Annotated in this window: 16 protein-coding genes; 9 read left to right on the top strand and 7 right to left on the bottom strand. The window is 56.4% G+C overall.

Annotated features, from left to right (window positions below):
* From yhdP to csrD, 7 genes are all read right to left on the bottom strand, one after another.
* Positions 1–3,834: an AsmA2 domain-containing protein YhdP gene (yhdP, locus tag HEP82_RS12115; RefSeq protein ID WP_192458322.1), complete on the bottom strand. Its 3,834-nt coding sequence runs from the start codon at positions 3,832–3,834 to the stop codon at positions 1–3.
* Between the two features lie 94 nt (positions 3,835–3,928).
* Positions 3,929–5,398 carry a ribonuclease G gene (gene rng, locus HEP82_RS12110; RefSeq protein ID WP_192458321.1) on the bottom strand — a complete coding sequence of 490 codons (1,470 nt, stop codon included), beginning with the start codon at positions 5,396–5,398 and terminating at the stop codon, positions 3,929–3,931.
* On the bottom strand, positions 5,388–5,981 hold the full coding sequence (locus HEP82_RS12105) for a Maf family protein (protein ID WP_192458320.1): 594 nt from the start codon (positions 5,979–5,981) through the stop codon (positions 5,388–5,390). The genes rng and HEP82_RS12105 overlap by 11 nt, the downstream gene beginning before the upstream one ends.
* 9 nt (positions 5,982–5,990) lie before the next feature.
* Positions 5,991–6,479: a rod shape-determining protein MreD gene (gene mreD, locus HEP82_RS12100; RefSeq protein WP_192458319.1), complete on the bottom strand. Its 489-nt coding sequence runs from the start codon at positions 6,477–6,479 to the stop codon at positions 5,991–5,993.
* Positions 6,476–7,693: a rod shape-determining protein MreC gene (gene mreC / locus HEP82_RS12095; RefSeq protein WP_192458318.1), complete on the bottom strand. Its 1,218-nt coding sequence runs from the start codon at positions 7,691–7,693 to the stop codon at positions 6,476–6,478. Before mreC ends, mreD begins: the two co-directional genes overlap by 4 nt.
* Before the next feature lie 101 nt (positions 7,694–7,794).
* The gene (gene mreB, locus HEP82_RS12090) at positions 7,795–8,838 is read right to left on the bottom strand and encodes a rod shape-determining protein MreB (protein ID WP_015855331.1); all 1,044 of its coding nucleotides are present in this window, start codon (positions 8,836–8,838) and stop codon (positions 7,795–7,797) included.
* A 316-nt stretch (positions 8,839–9,154) separates the two neighbouring features.
* Complete coding sequence (gene csrD / locus HEP82_RS12085) at positions 9,155–11,101, bottom strand: RNase E specificity factor CsrD (protein ID WP_192458317.1); 1,947 nt, start codon at positions 11,099–11,101, stop codon at positions 9,155–9,157.
* A 154-nt stretch (positions 11,102–11,255) separates the two neighbouring features.
* On the opposite strand from csrD, the gene acuI reads away from it, so the two are divergent.
* The 9 genes from acuI (at position 11,256) to prmA (ending at position 19,273) form a co-directional block, all read left to right on the top strand.
* A complete protein-coding gene (acuI, locus tag HEP82_RS12080; RefSeq protein ID WP_192458316.1) occupies positions 11,256–12,236 on the top strand; it encodes an acrylyl-CoA reductase (NADPH) in 981 nt (326 codons plus the stop codon).
* Between the two features lie 199 nt (positions 12,237–12,435).
* Positions 12,436–13,431, top strand: a complete 996-nt coding sequence (msrP, locus tag HEP82_RS12075; protein WP_192458315.1) for a protein-methionine-sulfoxide reductase catalytic subunit MsrP — start codon at positions 12,436–12,438, stop codon at positions 13,429–13,431.
* Entirely contained in the window at positions 13,432–14,031 is a 600-nt protein-coding gene (gene msrQ / locus HEP82_RS12070) for a protein-methionine-sulfoxide reductase heme-binding subunit MsrQ (RefSeq protein WP_192458314.1), read from the top strand. It begins immediately after the preceding gene.
* Between the two features lie 237 nt (positions 14,032–14,268).
* Positions 14,269–14,721: a type II 3-dehydroquinate dehydratase gene (gene aroQ, locus HEP82_RS12065; protein ID WP_192458313.1), complete on the top strand. Its 453-nt coding sequence runs from the start codon at positions 14,269–14,271 to the stop codon at positions 14,719–14,721.
* A gap of 21 nt (positions 14,722–14,742) precedes the next feature.
* Entirely contained in the window at positions 14,743–15,204 is a 462-nt protein-coding gene (gene accB, locus HEP82_RS12060) for an acetyl-CoA carboxylase biotin carboxyl carrier protein (protein WP_192458312.1), read from the top strand.
* 11 nt (positions 15,205–15,215) lie between these two features.
* Positions 15,216–16,559 carry an acetyl-CoA carboxylase biotin carboxylase subunit gene (gene accC / locus HEP82_RS12055; RefSeq protein WP_192458311.1) on the top strand — a complete coding sequence of 448 codons (1,344 nt, stop codon included), beginning with the start codon at positions 15,216–15,218 and terminating at the stop codon, positions 16,557–16,559.
* 129 nt (positions 16,560–16,688) lie between these two features.
* On the top strand, positions 16,689–16,931 hold the full coding sequence (locus HEP82_RS12050) for a YhdT family protein (protein ID WP_192458310.1): 243 nt from the start codon (positions 16,689–16,691) through the stop codon (positions 16,929–16,931).
* Positions 16,921–18,372 carry a sodium/pantothenate symporter gene (gene panF, locus HEP82_RS12045; RefSeq protein WP_192458309.1) on the top strand — a complete coding sequence of 484 codons (1,452 nt, stop codon included), beginning with the start codon at positions 16,921–16,923 and terminating at the stop codon, positions 18,370–18,372. Before HEP82_RS12050 ends, panF begins: the two co-directional genes overlap by 11 nt.
* A 13-nt stretch (positions 18,373–18,385) precedes the next feature.
* On the top strand, positions 18,386–19,273 hold the full coding sequence (gene prmA, locus HEP82_RS12040; RefSeq protein WP_192458308.1) for a 50S ribosomal protein L11 methyltransferase: 888 nt from the start codon (positions 18,386–18,388) through the stop codon (positions 19,271–19,273).
* Positions 19,274–19,379: the final 106 nt, after the last annotated feature.

Below are 19,379 nucleotides of genomic sequence, written 5' to 3'. Positions count from 1 at the left end.
TTATTTCGCAGCTTCCGCGCTCTTCGCTTTCTGCGCTTCCCGCACCACTTCCTGAATTTTGGGTTGATCCACACTACCGGAAATCTGGTAGCGGATCAGGGAAATTTTGTTCCATAACGGAGCCAACACCTTGCTGGCGGCAAACACAGCAGCACCCACCACTGGATTCACCACAAACGCCGTCGCCACACCGACCGTCGCAGAAATTTCCGGTGCCACCACCGCGTCCATGGTGATCTGACGTTTCACCAGATCGATGTCTCCTTTCATGGCGATATCCGCCTCAAGGCCGTCCACCAACAGGTTGTCGGTATGTAGTATGCCGTCTTTGATCCAGGCGGTACTGCGAACAGAATCAAAATAGAACCCTTTGCCAAACGTATCGCTGAAATCGAACTGCATCTTACGCAGCAGCGCATCGAAACTGATCAGCCGCAACAATTGCCCCGCTTGTCCGGCGCCGACGTTGACGATTTCACCCTTGCCGATATCGGTTTTCAGAATACCGCTCAGGCTGGGAATATCCGGCGCCCAGGGAGAACCGTGCCAGTACAGATCATAATCGATGGTAAAGGCGCCGGCCCGCAGCGGGCTGCCCACGCCCAGCCATTCGGAATTCTTCGTCAGGCTATCGCCGGACAACCGCCCCTTGAGTGCGGTTCGGGTACCCTCGCCATTCTCCTGCCAACTGCCTTCCAGCGTCAGTTTCGCTTTGCCGCTGTCCACCTCACCGCCACTTAGCAACAGCCGGTTTTTCTCCGGCAGCAGGCTTCCTTTCACTTTCCCGACATTCAGCCCCATCACCCAACACTCCGCACAGCTGAACCGCAGCGCAGGCAGGTCTTCAAAACGAATGCTGGGATCGTTCAGCGGCGATTTCTTCTCAGCCAATGCGGCCGGGTTGGTGGCATCATCGCCCTGCCATTGCGGATTGTAGTACAGGTAACGCAGGTCGCTGCGCCATTCGCCGCTGGATGGAATAAACAACCGGCCGTCAAGTTCGCGGCCGACCACCGAAATGTCGTTGCCGTTATCCTGGGCCCGGCTGGTAAGCACCACGTCATGCCACTGCTGCCCCAGCACTTTTAGCTGCGATGAGCTCAACGTCACGCGATCCGGCAGTCGGAAATGGCTGGAAGCCACCTGCGGCGCCAGCGTGCTGCGCATACCCGGCAATAAAGCCAGCCAACGTTCGCCGTCCAGTGCGGGCAACGTCAATGTCAGCGATGAATCATCCGGCAACGACGGTGTTTTGCCCCCCTGCTGCCAGGCGGCCCGCTCCAGCGTGACGGTGTTGTCCCGCAACAACCAACGGCTGTTGAAACGCTGGTGCTTACCCAATGATCCCGACAACTCAAAGCCGCGCACATCGCCTTTGGCGTTGGCCTGCAATGTCATGGCCTCACCCTCGGCCTTGTTCAACGGAGAAGGTAAGCGACTGCTCACTTCCTTCAAATCAACCTGCATGCCGACGTCGTAACTGGCGATGCCGCGATAAGGCAGCGTTACCTGAACCGCACTCTGCCAGCCGGCATTCCCCTTCAGCGCCGTCGCAACCGGGCTCGGTAATCCCGGTAGTTGCGAAGGCTGCCAACTTCCCAACAGGCCGACATTCACCAGAAACGCTTTTTCCTGTTCCTGGGTAGAAAACGTGAACGTTAAGGGTTGCTCCAGCCAACGCGCCTTCAGCGTTTGACTGACCAAATTGCCGTTATCGTAATGAAACTGCCCCGCTACTGATTGCAACAGGACATCCAACGGTTTGATATACAGACTGTTATTGCTCAAAACAACATTACCGCCGGCACGTACCCGACCACCGTTCAACGGAATATCCAGATGCAGATCGCCAAGCACCTCGCCGCCGATTTGCACCTGCGACAGCGCGTTGCCCAATGAGCCCTTCAGCGGCGTATGAACAAAGTAATCGCTCACTTCTTTACCATCACCGCGTAGCTGGCCATCAATCACCAGCTTCTCTTTGCTGTAATCGGCAATCACGGCGTTGATATCGCGCCCTTCCACATTGCCCAGCCCGATGCTGGGCGCCTGCATCCACAGGCCGTTATTCATGAAATTCAGGTTAATATTCAGCGGGTTCAGCGCAGGCCAGCCGGGCTCGAATTCAAAGTTGGCCCGTTCCAGCGGCACCCATACCTGAAATTGCCCTTCCTGATATTCGAACGGGAAATCATGCGGATTACCGGCAAAAATCAGCGTCGCATTATCGACATAGCCGGATTTCAGCGCCGTAGAGAGGTAGTCCACCAACGCTTTGCCCATGAACGGTTCCGGGTAATAACGCCAGGCATCGGCGGCGTCTTGCAGGCGAATCCCCGCCAGAATATCCAGCCGAGGCTCGCCCTGCGCAGGCTGGTGGTAATGGAAATCGCCGTTGACCCACAAGGAACGCGCCTGCACATCCAGCCCATTCGCCCACAGATCCCAGCCCTGTTCGTTCACGCGCCAGTTCAGCATGCCCCCCGCCTGACGGATCTCCAACGGCGCCCGGAACATTCCCTGATACGGCAAGGTACTCTGGCGTAAATCGACGGCAATCTGCCCACGCGCCATACTGCCGCTGGCAGAACCGGAAACGTGTTCGCCGCCGGGCAGCAACTGCCAGTTATTCCAGCCCGCGTCCCGCCAATTGACCAGAAAACGAGTCTGCATCATGCGCTGCAATGGAATATCCAACGCCAGCGCGGTGATACGCCCGCGAGGCTGCAACGCATCCCAGCGCGCCTTCAGCGCCGGCGTAGTGGTCGCCAGCAGCGGCAGCAACGGCGATACCCGCTCCAGATCCAGCTGACTGCCGCGAATACGCAGTTCAGGTTCGCGATCCGGCCCCAACAATTGGGTATCCGCCGGCAGCCACAGGGCGGCGAGCTTGCCCACTGGCCAGCGGGCGCCGTCCGTCGCCATATTCAACGCGGGGATATCCAGCATCCAGCCATTCTGATAACGGCTGGCATGCACCGTCATGCGGTTGATATCCAGACGATGCGGCGTCGCGCCATCCCGCCAACTGGCGCTGCCTTCCTGTAACAGCAGATCGCCGCCATGAATATCCCCTTCCCGCACGTTCAACCAGGCCGCCAGGCTGAAATCGGCGCTTTCCAGGCCGGTGTTATTGCGCACCCAACGGCTGAGCCAGGGTTTCATGTCGATTTTATCGGCCTGAAGATACACCGTGCCGTTGTTCAGCCAGCCCTGTTCATCGCGCAGATCCATACGCACCTGCACCACGCCGTGCTGGCCATTGAAACTCGACAGGCTGATTTGTCCTTCAGCGCGATGGCGGTTTTTGCCATTTAACCAGGTGAGTTGGGGAATGCTGAGCACGGCGCGGTTTCCCGCCGGCGTCTGGAACGTGACCTGGCTATCACGCAGGTCAAAATGGTCAAACTGGCGCAGAAAAAGATCGCCCATACGGTCGGGCTGCCATGTACGACCGCTCTGCCGCTGTAGATCCAACGGCGTGTTAAGATCAAACTGCAGGCGATAAAAGGTGAGATCACGGAATTTCCACTGCGCATGCAGTAGCGATTGCCAGACATCCAACGCCAGCGAGATGCGCTCGGAGCGCCAGTCCGCATCCGGATGATGGATACGCAGATTCTCGATTTCCAGCGTCGGACCGAAGGTTTCCCAACTGCCGCTGAGCCGATCCAGCTCCACCGACAAACCTGTAGCGGACTGCACCCATGCCACCACTTGCGGCCGGAAATAATCCAGCGTTGGCAGCGCCATTCTCAGGCCGCTCACTACCAGAGCGACCAGCACAATCAGAATGGCACCCGCGGCGGCTAATATTCCGGGCAGTCGCCTCACGCCTGTCTCCTTCTTGCTCGCCGCTGGCGACGAGCGAAATCTTATCGGGAGCGCCAACCCGCCGGCCCTGAACGTAGACTCCGGCGGCAGCGCATTACATCATGACGACGTCAAATTGTTCCTGACTGTACAGGGGTTCGATTTGCACCTTGACCTGTTTGCCCACAAAGATTTCCACTTCCGCCAGCGCATGGGATTCTTCGCTTTTCAGCGCATCCCCCACCAGCGGCGAGGCATAGACCAGGAAGCGATCGGAGTCGTAAGCATGGTGAACACGTACAATTTCACGCATGATTTCATAGCAGACGGTTTCCACGGTTTTGACCGACCCGCGGCCGTGACAGGTGGGACATTCGCTACACAACACATGTTCTATGCTCTCACGTGTGCGCTTGCGCGTCATCTCCACTAATCCGAGTTGAGAGAAACCGCTGATACCGGTTTTTACCCGATCTTTACTCAACGCCTGTTCCAGAGAATGCAGCACGCGGCGACGATGATCATCATTATTCATATCGATGAAGTCGATGATGATGATCCCTCCCAGATTACGCAGCCGCAATTGACGCGCAATCGCCTGAGTTGCTTCGATGTTGGTATTGAAAATGGTTTCATCGAGGTTGCGATGACCGACAAACGCACCGGTATTGATATCGATGGTGGTCATAGCCTCCGTCTGATCGATAATCAGATAACCGCCGGACTTCAATTCCACTTTGCGATCCAGCGCACGCTGGATTTCATTCTCGACGTCATACAGATCGAAAATGGGCTGCTTGCCGCTGTAGTGCTCCAATTTTTCAGTCATCTCGGGAATATATTCCGACGTGAATTCCAGCAGGGATTCATACGTCAGCCGAGAGTCCACGCGAATGCGATCCAGAAATGCGCCGGCGAAATCGCGCAGTATGCGCTGCGCCAGCGCCAGTTCGCCATACAGTTTGCAGCGAGTCTGATTACGCTTCTTGCGCTCCATCACTTTCGACCACAAACGTTTAAGGAACGCAGCATCCTGTGACAGTTCCTCCTCGCCGATCCCTTCGGCGGCGGTACGAATAATAAAACCGCCCTGCTCGTCACAATAATCCGCGACCGTCGCTTTCAACCGCTCGCGTTCGGCTTCGCTTTCAATTCGCTGGGAAACGCCAACATGGGATGCGCCCGGCATGAACACCAGGTAACGCGACGGCAGCGTGATGTCGGTGGTCAGGCGCGCGCCCTTGGTGCCAAGCGGATCCTTGACCACCTGCACCATCAAATCCTGCCCTTGACGCACCAGTTCCGCGATATCGCGCACATGGAAGTTCTTCTGTTCATCACCCGCCACGCATTCGGTATGCGGCATGATGTCGGAAGCATGAAGAAAGGCGGCCTTATCCAGACCGATATCGACAAATGCAGCCTGCATGCCCGGCAAAACCCGGCTAACCCGCCCTTTGTAGATATTGCCGACGATCCCGCGTTTGGCTTCGCGCTCAATATGAATTTCCTGCAGAATGCCGCCGTCAATATAGGCTACGCGCGTCTCTGAAGGAGTAATGTTTACCAACAACTCAGCGGTCATGGATTCCTCGTGATTTACGCCGTGCAGAAAAACTGTTGAATAGCTCAAGCGTTTCCACCAGTGGTAACCCTACCACCGCATGGTAACTCCCGTTAATCGTTTTAACGAACGTACCGCCTTTCCCCTGAATGCCGTAAGCACCCGCCTTATCCATCGGCTCGCCGCCGGCGATATAGCGGTCAATTTCTTCATCCGACAGCCTGCGGAACTGTACTTCCGTCACGACACGTTCACACCGGATATCCTGGCGATCCGCCAGCGCTACCGCCGTCATCACCTGATGGCAACGCCCCGATAGCGCACGCAACATCCGGGCGGCATGCGCCGCATCCTTCGGTTTTTCCAGCACTTGCCCATCCAGCACCACAATGGTGTCTGACCCCAGCACCGGCAAGTCATCAGGCACAGCGGCAACGCCAGCCCGCGCCTTGTCTTGCGCCAGACGGGTGACATATGCCTCCGGCGTTTCCTGACGCTGGCGCTCTTCTGCCACATCGATCCCCACCACCGCGAAAGGAATATCCAGCAGCGCCAGCAATTCACGGCGGCGGGGAGAGGCGGAAGCCAGGTAAAGTGCGGTCATGAATGCTCCTTATTGCACCGCGAACTGGCGACGAATTTTGCGCATCAGCAGGAAAATCCATGGCCAGAGCACGCCGTCGACCACACTATTCCAGAAAATTTCCGGTCGTAATGAGACATTGCTCACCAGGAATTCGGCCCAGAACACCAGCAAATCAAGAATTAGCGACAGCGCCATCACGATCAGCGCCTGTTGCCAGAGCGCCATATTGCGGAACATCTGAAATTTGAACGCCACTAAATAAGCAATGATGCTCAACCCCAGCGCACGCACGCCAAGCGTCGACCCCAGAATCAGATCATTGATGATCCCCAAGACAAACCCGGTGCCGACATTGACCCGGTGCGGCAGCGCCATCACCCAATAAATCAGGATTAATGTCAGCCAGGACGGGCGATAGTGGTAGATTTCGTCCGGCCACGGCATGACCTGTAACACCATCGCCACCAGAAAGGACAACCAGATGATCCCGTGGCCGTGCCGACGATAACTGTTCATCGGTTGCCCCCCGACGATGAGCCGCCCGGGCTTGCCGCCGATGGCTGACGTCTTTCAGACGGCGTATTTTGTATCGGCGAGGTTCTCCCCGATGCGTTCTGTGCGGGCGTTCCCGGCGCCGTTGCGGCACGAGCGGATGACTCCTGGGCCGGCGCATTCTGAGACGATGTCGTCGGATTCTGCGATGAACGGCTACGTCGCTCCTGAACGGCTGGCACACTCCTGGCCGGCGGCGCGGGCGGCCCGACAAAATCCGGCGCCTGAGCCGGCGTTCCCGACGACGGCGCCGGCGGCCCCATATCAGGCGAAGGCAGCACATGCGGCATCATCTGCATCAGGCGTTCGTTCGCCACCTTGTGTACATCGTCCGTCGGCAGCGCCACGCGGGAATTTTTGTCCACGCCCCACATCAGCAATAAATAACGCAAGCGCTGCAGTTCCGCCGTCGGACGCGCGCGAATCACCGTATAGGCGCGCTGGGTATCCACTTTGACGGACGATACGACCGCCACCGGATACCCTTCAGGAAAACGGCCTCCCAGACCGGAAGTCACCAGGACGTCGCCGACGCGGATGTCCGTATTGTTCGGCAAATGCTCCAGTTGCAGGTCTTCGGTACAACCGTTACCGGCGGCGATCACACGAATATCGTTGCGTAATACCTGAATAGGCAAAGCATGGGACGCATCGCAAATCAGCAACACCCGGCTGGTGAACTGCCCCACAGCGATAACCTGCCCTACCACGCCTTTATCGCTGATGACCGGTTGCCCTTCATACACTCCCTCGGATGCGCCCTTATCGATCACCACCTGATCGCTATAGGGATCGGTGCCGGACGATAACACCTGCGTTACCATCTTTTGCTCTTCCTGCCGCAGCGGCGATCCCAGCAATTCTCTTAAACGCACGTTTTCCTGACGAAATTGCCCAAGCAACTGTAGATCGCTGTTTTTCAACAGCAACTCCTGCCGCAAAGCAGCGTTTTCACGTACCAATTGTTCGCGGGAAGTCAACGTGGCGGACACATTGTCCAGTATCTGACGTGGGCCGTTAGCCAGAAAATAGAACGGACTGACGGCCGTATCCATGTAGGTTCTGATTTTGACAAACGTACCGAGCCGACTGTCAGCAAAGATCATGACAATTGCGATAATGACAGTGAAAAAAAGGCGCAGTTGCAGGGAGGGGCCCCGGCTAAAAATCGGCTTCATAAAATTGCGTATTCCTCGACAATAACAAAAAGGGGGCTACCACGCGGGATGAATACAGAACGCTTCATCCATACGGTTCCCCCTTCTTTATTTTGGCTGGATTATTCTTCGCTGAATAAATCGCCGCCATGCATGTCGATCATTTCCAACGCTTTACCGCCGCCGCGAGCCACACAGGTCAACGGATCATCGGCCACAACCACCGGAATACCGGTTTCTTCCATCAGCAGACGATCGAGGTTACGCAGCAACGCACCACCGCCGGTCAGCACCATGCCACGCTCGGAAATATCGGAAGCCAGTTCCGGCGGGCACTGTTCCAATGCCACCATCACCGCGCTGACGATGCCGGTCAACGGCTCCTGCAACGCTTCCAGAATTTCGTTGGAGTTGAGCGTGAAGCCACGGGGAACCCCTTCGGCCAGGTTGCGACCACGAACTTCCAGCTCGCGCACTTCATCGCCCGGATAAGCGGAACCGATTTCATGCTTGATACGTTCTGCGGTAGCTTCGCCGATCAGCGAACCATAGTTACGACGAACATAGTTGATAATCGCTTCGTCGAAACGGTCGCCGCCGATACGCACAGAGGAAGAATAGACCACCCCATTCAACGAGATGACCGCCACTTCCGTCGTACCGCCGCCGATATCGACCACCATAGAACCCGTCGCTTCAGAGACCGGCAAGCCTGCACCGATTGCCGCCGCCATAGGTTCTTCGATCAGAAACACTTCGCGAGCGCCAGCGCCCTGCGCGGATTCACGGATAGCGCGGCGTTCAACCTGGGTCGCACCGACCGGCACGCACACCAGCACGCGCGGGCTGGGCCGCATAAAGCTGTTGCTGTGAACCTGCTTAATGAAGTGTTGCAGCATCTTCTCGGTAACGAAAAAGTCGGCGATAACGCCGTCTTTCATGGGGCGGATAGCGGCGATATTGCCCGGAGTACGGCCCAACATCTGTTTGGCTTCGTGACCGACCGCCGCCACACTTTTCGGGGAACCGGCACGATCTTGGCGAATCGCCACCACGGAAGGCTCATTCAGTACGATGCCTTGTCCTTTTACATAAATCAGGGTATTGGCTGTACCCAGGTCGATGGACAAGTCATTGGAAAACATGCCACGAAATTTCTTAAACATAACTAAAGGATAATCCTGCAAGCTGGGGGCGAAAATGAAATCCGCTTACTTTACCAACCACACGCAGCAGCGACAAGGCGAGATCAGAACCTGCTACGGTGAGAATAAATGATGTTTGCACAACGGCTTTCGATGGCAAAATGCCGGAAGTCAGGCATCTTCTCCGGCGACAAGGTACATGAAGGCCGGACGCATCGAAACATCGAACTAACCACAGACATAAAATCTAACATTTTCGTGAACGGCGGCCGACAACACGGAACATTCTGCGGTCCACGGCGGCGATATTCTACGCTAGTTTGATCGGATTTTTATATTAAACGCACATTCTCGATGAATATTTTTTCAGCGTGTCGCCCACCGGTTCGGAAGCGGCGAACCGATCGCCCTGCCCGCCGAGTACGCCTTTATCCAGCAGTGTATGCCACTCTTCCCGGGTTCTGACTCCGGTAGCGAATACTTGCGCTTTCGTACCCTTGCATGCTTCAACCAAGCTGGAGATAAATAGCTGGTTTTCCAGGCGTTTATCCAGACTACGCACCAACCCGGGATGCAGTTTGATAACATCCACCTGCAACGATTTGATATATGTAGTGCTGACCAGCGTCAGCCCGGCTTGCGTCACCGCCAGCCGACACCCCATCCCAGTGATCATCCGGATAATCGGCCGCAACCGGCTGATGTACTGACAGACATCCGCCTCAGCCAACTCAAACAACAGCCGTTCGCGCTGCTTTTTCGGGCACTGTAGCAGTGTGTTGCGCAACCAGCGCAGGAAAGAGCGCTGTAAGAGGGAATCGACTGTAATCGAGAACGCCAGCACCGTCTGCGGCCAGATTCCGGTTAGGGCGATGGCGCGGTTAATCAATTGCCGATCATAGCTGGTCGTCAGGCCCAGTTGACGCACCAGCGGCATATACTCCGCCTCCAGCAGTTCCTGGGAGCCATCAAAAATACGGCTGAACAATTCACGGTGATGCACGTCGCCGTTGCGGGTAATCGCCGGTTTCTGATACAGACGAGGCCCGCCGCGTGATAACGTGTGCTCCAGCAACGTGCGCCACTTGACGCTGCCGCGGCCCTTTTCCGGCACCTGGCGGTCGTAGACGCACCAGCCATTGCCGCCCTGCAACACCGCATTGCGAGTCGCATCCTCTACACAGTCCATCACCTGCTCGGTGGTTTGCCCGCTGCGATAGGCGCAGATACCGATGTGTACGATATCTTCGCGGTCGATAATCGGCGTAAAAGGCAGGATATCGATGGCCTTGACCAGTTGACTGGCAATATTGTCGGCCTCTTTGAGCGTCCGATGCGGCAGCAACACGGTAAAATCGCTGTGGTAATAACGGGCCAACAAGGCCGACGGGTAACGTAGAACAAAGGTCGACAGCAGATTGATCAACGTATTGCGGTATTCGTCGATCACGCCGCCATAGCCATGCATTTCCTGCAATGTGTCGAAATCGGGCAGACGGATCATCATCACTACGCCATGGGTGCCCACATCTTCCGCGTCTTCCAGTTGGGTGGCGAGTTGGTTTTCGAAAAACAGCCGGTTGTTAAGCCCGGTTTCTGCATCCTGCGCCGCAAAGGCACGGATCAATGTATCCACCCGGCTGCGCTCCTCCCGCGCTTCAACCAGATCCGACAGCAGTTGATCCAGAGCGCTGCTGGCACTGGCTGGCCATTCGTGCACGGAACCGTGCATGACGTTTTCGCGCTCGCCATACAAAATGCGCTTCGACCGGGCTTCCAGCTGTTCCTGGCCGGCGGTTTGTCGCCGCACCCAACGTACGGCATGAAACACCAGCAACGACATCACCAGAATCACCAAGAGAACCGACAGCGCGGATTTCAGATAACGCGGTGAGCCAAACAAGGGGTCGGCATAAGTGACTTGAATCTGCAGGTCGGTGTGATGCATCAAAGGTAATGTGGCGTGACGGTAAACCAACGCATGGGCGCTATCGCCGTTTTGTACATCCGGCAGGCGCAACAGATAGATACTTTCGTTTTCATCACGCATATCCAGCTCAATAATGCCTGCAGCCTTCATCACCGCAGGCAGCCAGAACTGTATCGCGCCAGGAGGCTGTACCAACAACGCCTGATCAATACTGGCGGCGACGCCTTTTAACTGGTTATCCATGCGCTGCTGGCTGTAGCTGACAAAACTGAAAATACCGCTGACCAACATCAGCGTAATGGCTAATGCCGTCAGTAATGTCATCAACATGGAAATCCTGGCAGTAAACCCCATCCCTGCGTCCCAACCCCAATTCTGCGTATGGCAAATACAATATTGCTCGATGCGTTGTCTGTTCTTTGCGATTTATCAGTTCGCATACTACCTGTTACAAATATAGTCCCTAAATGATTTCCCTCTATTTTTAACCCTCGAAAGGAGGATGTTTATGCGGGCGCTGGTTCTTGAACAACAGCAGGATGTCACAACAGCAGCGGTGAACGATATCACTGTCGAACAGTTGCCAGCCGGAAATGTGACCGTCAACGTGGCATGGTCCGGTATCAACTACAAAGATGCGCTGGCGATTACCGGTACAGGCAAGATTGTGCGCCAGTTTCCCATGGTGCCGGGTATCGACTTCGCTGGAACCGTCGCCAGCAGTGACAGCAGCGACTTCCAGCAAGGCCAACACGTTATTCTTACCGGCTGGGGCGTGGGCGAAAATCACTGGGGGGGATTGGCCGAACAGGCGCGAGTCAGTAGTGATTGGCTGGTTTCTCTGCCGTCGGGGCTGAGCGCCCGTCAGGCGATGATCGTCGGAACCGCAGGGTTTACGGCGATGCTGTGCGTCATGGCACTGGAAGAGGGCGGAATCAAACCCGAAGACGGCGACATACTGGTTACTGGCGCCAGCGGCGGCGTAGGCAGCACCGCTGTCGCTTTGCTGCACGCATTGGGCTACCGGGTGGTTGCCGTCAGCGGACGCGCGGACAACACCGACTACCTACGCAACCTTGGCGCCAGCGACGTGCTGGACAGACAGGCCTTCAGCCAGAACGCGCGACCGCTGGAAAAGCAGCGGTGGGCTGGGGCGATTGATACCGTCGGCAATCAGGTGCTGGCCACGCTGCTCGCGCAGATGAACTACGGATCTACCGTCGCGGCGTGTGGACTGGCCGGCGGCGTGGCGCTGCCCACCACCGTCATGCCGTTCATTCTGCGCAATGTCCGTTTGCAGGGCGTCGATTCCGTTATGACGCCGCGGGATCGTCGCCAGCTGGCATGGCAACGCCTAGCGCAACTGCTGCCAGCTTCATTTTATGAACAAGTCGCGCAGGAAATCGGGTTGGAACAGGTTCCCGCCGCCGCGGCCGCATTACTGGAAAATCGCGTAACCGGCCGCACACTGGTGCGCATCTCCGGCTAATTCGCCACTCTTCGTCAGGGACAGCACACCGGCTGTCCTTGTTAACACTTGGTAAAAAAAGAACGTTTCCTCACCCTCTGCTTTCATCGCATACTGATTAACCAGTGTCCGCTGCCGTCGGATGACGCCAGCAAGTTCAAAACCGCTCATCACTGAAAATCCCCGTAGCCTTCCATCCATAACCAGGCGGGAATTCAACATGAACAAACATCGCAATCCGACTGAAGCCGACATCACGCCAGAGTCCCTGTTTCATCAACGTCGACGGATCCTGCAAGCATTGGGCATTACCGCAGCAACACTCAGCCTGCCGGTCGCCGCCAGAGCCGACCTGCTCTCCTGGTTCAAGGGCGCGGCGCCTACAGCACCGGGAAAGCCACTCTCGTTTTCACAGCCCACAATGTGGCATCCGAATCTTCCGTTAACGCCAGAAGATAAGGTGACGGGGTACAACAATTTTTATGAATTCGGTCTCGATAAGGCCGACCCGGCCGCCAACGCGGGCGGGCTGAAAACCGAAGGCTGGAAAATCCAGATCGACGGCGAAGTGGCGAAACCCATTACACTGGATATCGACGATATTCGCCGACGCTTCCCGCTGGAGGAACGGATTTACCGTTTTCGCTGCGTCGAAGCCTGGTCGATGGTCATTCCCTGGGTCGGGTTTCCGCTGGCGCAATTAATTAAACAAGTCGAACCAACCAGCAATGCCCGCTACGTCGCCTTCCAGACCCTGCTCGATCCCGCACAAATGCCGGGGCAGAAAGACCGATTTATCGGCGGTGGCCTCGATTACCCCTACGTCGAAGGGTTGCGTATGGATGAAGCCTTGCATCCACTAACGCTGCTGGCCGTCGGGGTCTACGGCAAAACGCTGCCGCCGCAAAACGGCGCGCCGATCCGGCTGGTTACACCGTGGAAATATGGCTTTAAAAACATCAAATCTATCGTTCATATCCGCTTAACCCGCGAACAACCACCGTCAACCTGGAATCTCGCCGCCCCCAACGAATACGGTTTTTACGCCAACGTGAACCCAAACGTCGATCACCCCCGCTGGTCACAGGCCAGCGAGCGCTTTATCGGATCAGGTGGATTATTGAACGTTCAGCGCCAACCTACATTACTGTTCAACGGCTACGCCGATCAGGTGGCATCGCTCTATAACGGTATGGATTTGCGGGAAAATTTCTGAATGCGTTTGAACAACCGACATATCGTTATCCTGAAGGGACTGTTGCACCTGGCGGCGCTGTTGCCGCTGGTGTGGCTGTTCATCGCCGTCAATCAAGGAGCGTTCAGCGCCGATCCGGCAAAAGACATACAGCATTTTACCGGCAGAATGGCGCTGAAGTTGCTGCTGGCCACGCTACTTGTCACTCCGCTGGCACGCTACGGCAAACAGCCGCTGTTGATTCGCTGCCGGCGTCTGCTCGGTCTCTGGTGTTTTACCTGGGCCTGTCTGCATCTGCTCAGCTATGCGCTGCTGGAACTGGGGGTTGATCACCTCCATCTGCTGGGAAAAGAGATTGTTTCGCGGCCATATCTAACGCTGGGTATGGCAAGTTGGTTGATCTTGCTGGCTCTTACGCTGACATCAACGCAGTCATCACAACGACGGTTGGGTTCAGGCTGGCAAAAACTGCACAATCTGATTTATCTGGTCGCGATCCTCGCACCGATTCACTATCTTTGGTCGGTAAAATCGCTATCACCGTTACCGATTCTGTATGCATTGTCCGCCGCCGTATTGCTGGCTTTTCGTTACAAAAAGCTGCTGCGATGGCGAAAATAGGTGACATTTTCCCCAATCATCGAGCCTGTCTACTCGGCGCCGCGTAAATTTTTGTCAGCAACAGGTCTGATAACTCCGCAGATAAGACCAGTATTTAGCTGCCAATTGCTACGATATAGCTATAATGCCCAAGCATACTTGTCCAAAACCGGCAAATTGCCTCGCCAAAGGGTGACAAACGATTAGCTTCGCGTTATGTTGTGCGCCACCAGGCTAATCGCGGGAGATAGCAGCACAATGGCAGATAAGTTTCACATTTTGCTTCTGAATGGTCCGAACCTGAATCTGCTGGGTACCCGCGAACCTGACAAGTATGGAAAGACGATGTTAGCGGAGATCGTTAGCCAGTTGGAAAAGGATGCCCTGGCGATGAACGTGCAGTTATCTCATCTGCAATCCAATGCAGAACATGAGCTAATTGGCCGCATCCATCAGGCCCAAGGGAATACGGATTTCATTCTGATCAATCCGGCAGCCTTTACCCACACCAGTGTGGCGCTGCGGGATGCATTACTGGCTGTTGCCATCCCGTTTATCGAAATCCATCTGAGCAACGTGCACGCACGTGAACCTTTCCGGCAGCACTCCTACCTGTCAGACATCGCGACAGGCGTGATCTGCGGCCTAGGGTCAGAGGGTTATTACTATGGTTTACAGGCTGCGGTAAAACGCTTGTCTACATCCAATTAACAAGAGTACGGAACCACATTCATGGATATTCGTAAAATCAAGAAACTGATCGAACTGGTTGAAGAATCCGGCATTGCCGAACTGGAGATTTCTGAAGGCGAAGAGTCCGTGCGCATCAGCCGCGCACCGGCCGTCAGCAGCTATCCGATCATGCAACAGGCTTACGCGCCGATGCCGCAGGTTGCCGCGCCGGCCGCACCGGTTGCCGCCGCACCGGCAGCCGAATCCGCAGCGCCAGCCGCCATTAGCGGCCACGTGGTACGTTCTCCGATGGTAGGGACGTTCTATCGCACGCCGAGCCCCGATGCCAAAGCCTTCGTTGAAGTCGGCCAGCAGGTCAAAGTGGGCGACACCCTGTGCATCGTCGAAGCGATGAAAATGATGAACCAGATCGAAGCGGACAAAGCTGGCGTGGTGAAAGCCATTCTGGTCGAAAGCGGCCAGCCGGTTGAATTTGACGAGCCGTTGGTTGTCATCGAATAACGAGGCTTACCATGCTAGATAAAATTGTCATCGCCAACCGTGGCGAGATTGCGCTACGCATTTTGCGTGCCTGCAAAGAGTTGGGCATCAAAACCGTCGCCGTGCACTCCACTGCGGATCGCGATCTGAAACATGTTCTTCTGGCGGATGAGACCGTGTGTATCGGCCCGGCGCCGTCCACCAAAAGTTATCTGAATATCCCGGCGATCATTTCCGCCGCGGAAATCACCGGCGCGGTGGCGATCCACCCCGGCTACGGCTTCTTGTCCGAAAACGCGGACTTCGCCGAGCAGGTCGAGCAGTCCGGTTTTATTTTCATCGGGCCGCGCGCCGACACTATTCGCCTGATGGGTGACAAGGTCTCCGCCATCAGCGCCATGAAAAAGGCCGGCGTTCCCTGTGTTCCCGGTTCCGATGGCCCGCTGGGCGATGATATGGACAAAAACCGTTCCATCGCCAAACGCATCGGCTATCCGGTCATCATCAAGGCTTCCGGCGGTGGCGGCGGCCGCGGTATGCGCGTCGTGCGTCACGATAAGGATCTGGAACAGTCCATCGCCATGACCCGTGCCGAGGCCAAAGCAGCGTTCAACAACGACATGGTCTACATGGAGAAATACCTGGAAAATCCGCGTCATGTGGAAATTCAGGTACTGGCGGACGGCCAAGGCAGCGCCATCTATCTGGCCGAGCGTGATTGTTCCATGCAGCGTCGTCACCAGAAAGTGGTCGAAGAAGCGCCAGCGCCGGGCATCACGCCGGAACTGCGCCGCTATATCGGCGAGCGTTGCGCCAAAGCTTGTGTAGATATCAGCTATCGCGGTGCGGGTACCTTCGAGTTTCTGTTTGAAAACGGCGAGTTCTACTTCATCGAAATGAACACCCGTATTCAGGTAGAACACCCGGTGACTGAAATGATTACCGGCGTCGACCTGATCAAAGAGCAGCTGCGCATTGCTGCCGGTCAACCACTGTCCATCAAACAGGAAGAAGTGGTGATCCGCGGCCATGCAGTGGAATGCCGTATCAACGCTGAAGATCCGAACACCTTCCTGCCGAGTCCGGGTAAAATTACCCGTTTTCATGCACCGGGCGGATTTGGCGTGCGTTGGGAATCACATATTTACGCCGGCTACACCGTGCCGCCGCACTACGATTCCATGATCGGCAAACTGATTTGTTTCGGTGAAAATCGCGACGTAGCCCTGGCTCGCATGCGCAACGCATTGGCGGAGCTGATTATCGACGGCATCAAAACCAACGTCGAACTACAGATCAAGATCATGAACGATGAAAACTTCCAGCATGGTGGTACTAACATCCACTATCTGGAGAAAAAACTCGGTCTACAGTGATCTCTCTCCAACAAGGGCCGGCCAATACCGGCCCTTGCTATTTTTAGCTAGGCAATTCGTTCACATGCCGTAAAATCCCCCGTCTTATAACAACCGACTTTTTCATGTCTGCTGGCTTTGGAATACATCATGGATAAACGCTTTCTTCAGGCGCACCGTGAAGCATGCTGGGCGATGGGGCTGACTCTCGCCTATCTGGCGGCCTGGATCATCATGGCCTATCTGCCCGACAACCACCCCGGCCCAACCGGATTACCGCACTGGTTCGAACTGGCCTGCCTGTGGCTACCGCTGTCATTTATCGGCCTGTGTTGGGTGATGGTGCGCTGTATCTTCCGCGACATCAGCTTGGAGGATCACGATGCAAACTGATGTCATTTTGCCGCTTATTGCGTACCTGATACTGGTATTTGGGCTATCGATATACGCCTGGCGTCGCCGCCAGCAAGGCAACTTCCTGACGGAATATTTCCTCGGCAACCGTTCGATGGGCGGCTTCGTGCTGGCCATGACGCTGATCGGCACTTACGTCAGCGCCAGTTCTTTCATCGGCGGGCCCGGCGCGGCCTATAAATACGGCCTGGGATGGGTGCTGCTGGCAATGATCCAGGTTCCCACCATGCTGCTGTCCTTAGGCATTCTGGGCAAAAAATTCGCCATTCTGGCGCGACGTTATAACGCTATCACGCTGAACGATATGCTGTACGCCCGTTATGGCAGCAGGTTGCTGGTCTGGTTCGCCAGCCTGAGCCTGCTGGTGGCGTTCATCGGCGCTATGGCGGTGCAATTCATCGGCGGCGCCCGTCTGTTGGAAACCGTCGCTCATGTGCCCTATAACGTCGGTTTACTGATTTTCGGCGTCACCATCGCGCTTTACACTGCATTCGGCGGTTTCCGGGCCAGCGTGCTGAACGATGCGCTACAAGGCATCGTGATGCTGATTGGCACGTTGCTGCTGCTGGTCGGCGTTATTCACGCCGCCGGCGGACTGCCCGAGGCGGTGAACAAGCTGGCGCAGATCAATCCCGAGCTGGTCGATCCGCACGGCAGCAACCAGACACTGTCCATGCCGTTCATGGCGTCGTTCTGGGTGCTGGTGTGCTTCGGGGTTATCGGCCTGCCGAATACTGCGGTGCGTTGCATTTCCTATCGCGACAGCAAAGCGCTGCACCGCGGCATCATGATCGGTACCATTGTCATCAGCGCGCTGATGCTGGGCATGCATCTCTCCGGCGCGCTGGGGCGGGCCATTCTGCCCAATCTGACGATCCCGGATCAGGTGTTGCCGGAACTGATGATGACGGTACTGCCGCCGCTGGCTGCCGGGGTCTTCCTCGCTGCACCTACCGCCGCCATCATGTCGAATATCAACGCGCACCTGCTCCAGGCTTCAGCAACCATCGTGAAAGACCTTTATCTGAGCGTCTATCCCCAGAAAGTGCACAATGAACGCTATATCCGCCACCTCTCCAGCCTCACCACCCTGCTGCTGGGATTGCTGGTGCTGCTGGCGTCATGGCGTCCGCCCGAAATGATCATCTGGCTCAACCTGCTGGCCTTCGGTGGCCTGGAAGCCGTTTTCCTGTGGCCGTTGGTGCTGGGGCTTTATTGGGAACGCGCCAACGCCGTCGGCGCGCTGAGCGCCATGATCGGCGGCGCCGGCAGCTATACGCTGCTGATCAGCGTCAAGCTGCCATTGGCCGGTTTTCATCCTATCGTCCCATCGCTGGCCATCAGCCTGGCGGCATTTCTGGTGGGCAACCCTTTCGGTCATCGCGTCGTCGACGCGGCGACCTCTTCAACATCACATTAAAATCGAGGCTGCTATGCCGTGGATTCAACTGAAAATCAACACATCCGGAACGCACGCAGAGCAACTGGGCGATGCGTTGTCTGACAGCGGCGCCGTGTCCGTCACCTTTCAGGACACACACGACACGCCCGTTTTTGAGCCGCTGCCGGGCGAGACACGCCTGTGGGGCGATACCGACGTTATCGGCCTGTACGACGCCGCAACCGATATGGCCGACGTGGTAGCCGAACTGGAGCAGCATCCACTGCTGGGCGCAGGTTTTCATCATAAAATCGAGCAGTTGGAAGACAAGGACTGGGAACGGGAATGGATGGACAACTTCCACCCGATGCAATTCGGCAAACGGTTATGGATTTGCCCGAGCTGGCGTGAAATACCTGACCCGAACGCCGTCAACGTCATGCTTGATCCTGGGTTGGCGTTCGGCACCGGTACACACCCCACCACATCACTGTGCCTGCAATGGCTGGACGGGCTTGATCTGGCGGGCAAAACCGTCATCGACTTCGGCTGCGGCTCCGGCATCCTCGCGATTGCTGCGCTGAAACTCGGCGCCGCGCGCGCTATCGGTATCGATATCGATCCGCAAGCCATTCAGGCCAGCCGCGACAATGCGCAACGTAACGGCGTTTCAGAACGCCTGGCGCTGTATCTGCCCAAAGACCAGCCCGCCGATCTCAGCGCCGATGTCGTGGTTGCCAATATTCTGGCCGGCCCGTTGCGCGAACTGGCGCCGCTGATCAGCGCATTGCCGAAAACGGGCGGCCATCTGGGGTTGTCCGGCGTTTTGGCGTCACAGGCAGAAAGCGTGGCCGAGGCATACGCCGACAAATTTCAGATCGATCCGGTGGCGGAAAAAGAAGAGTGGTGCCGCATCACCGGCATGCGTAGACCCGTATAGCCGACGGCCTGAGCGGGATAGGACGCCCGTTCAGGCTCGTCATGCCGTGGTTTTATCGCACAACGAATGAGCAACAACCACGAATTCCGACGGATATTCCATTTGC

The organism is Musicola keenii (genome assembly GCF_014855505.1).
Classification (GTDB): Bacteria; Pseudomonadota; Gammaproteobacteria; order Enterobacterales; family Enterobacteriaceae; genus Musicola; species Musicola paradisiaca.
The sequence above is the reverse complement of the archived record's forward strand: the minus strand, read 5'-3'. Positions and strand labels throughout refer to the sequence as shown.

Coding starts and splice junctions, on each gene's coding strand:
- HEP82_RS12050 (WP_192458310.1), top strand. CDS start 16,689: ATGGATAAACGCTTTCTTCAGGCGCACCGTGAAGCATGCTGGGCGATG.
- msrP (WP_192458315.1), top strand. CDS start 12,436: ATGAACAAACATCGCAATCCGACTGAAGCCGACATCACGCCAGAGTCC.
- aroQ (WP_192458313.1), top strand. CDS start 14,269: ATGGCAGATAAGTTTCACATTTTGCTTCTGAATGGTCCGAACCTGAAT.
- msrQ (WP_192458314.1), top strand. CDS start 13,432: ATGCGTTTGAACAACCGACATATCGTTATCCTGAAGGGACTGTTGCAC.
- mreD (WP_192458319.1), bottom strand. CDS start 6,479: ATGAACAGTTATCGTCGGCACGGCCACGGGATCATCTGGTTGTCCTTT.
- mreC (WP_192458318.1), bottom strand. CDS start 7,693: ATGAAGCCGATTTTTAGCCGGGGCCCCTCCCTGCAACTGCGCCTTTTT.
- HEP82_RS12105 (WP_192458320.1), bottom strand. CDS start 5,981: ATGACCGCACTTTACCTGGCTTCCGCCTCTCCCCGCCGCCGTGAATTG.
- rng (WP_192458321.1), bottom strand. CDS start 5,398: ATGACCGCTGAGTTGTTGGTAAACATTACTCCTTCAGAGACGCGCGTA.
- mreB (WP_015855331.1), bottom strand. CDS start 8,838: ATGTTTAAGAAATTTCGTGGCATGTTTTCCAATGACTTGTCCATCGAC.
- csrD (WP_192458317.1), bottom strand. CDS start 11,101: ATGGGGTTTACTGCCAGGATTTCCATGTTGATGACATTACTGACGGCA.
- acuI (WP_192458316.1), top strand. CDS start 11,256: ATGCGGGCGCTGGTTCTTGAACAACAGCAGGATGTCACAACAGCAGCG.
- accB (WP_192458312.1), top strand. CDS start 14,743: ATGGATATTCGTAAAATCAAGAAACTGATCGAACTGGTTGAAGAATCC.
- panF (WP_192458309.1), top strand. CDS start 16,921: ATGCAAACTGATGTCATTTTGCCGCTTATTGCGTACCTGATACTGGTA.
- prmA (WP_192458308.1), top strand. CDS start 18,386: ATGCCGTGGATTCAACTGAAAATCAACACATCCGGAACGCACGCAGAG.
- accC (WP_192458311.1), top strand. CDS start 15,216: ATGCTAGATAAAATTGTCATCGCCAACCGTGGCGAGATTGCGCTACGC.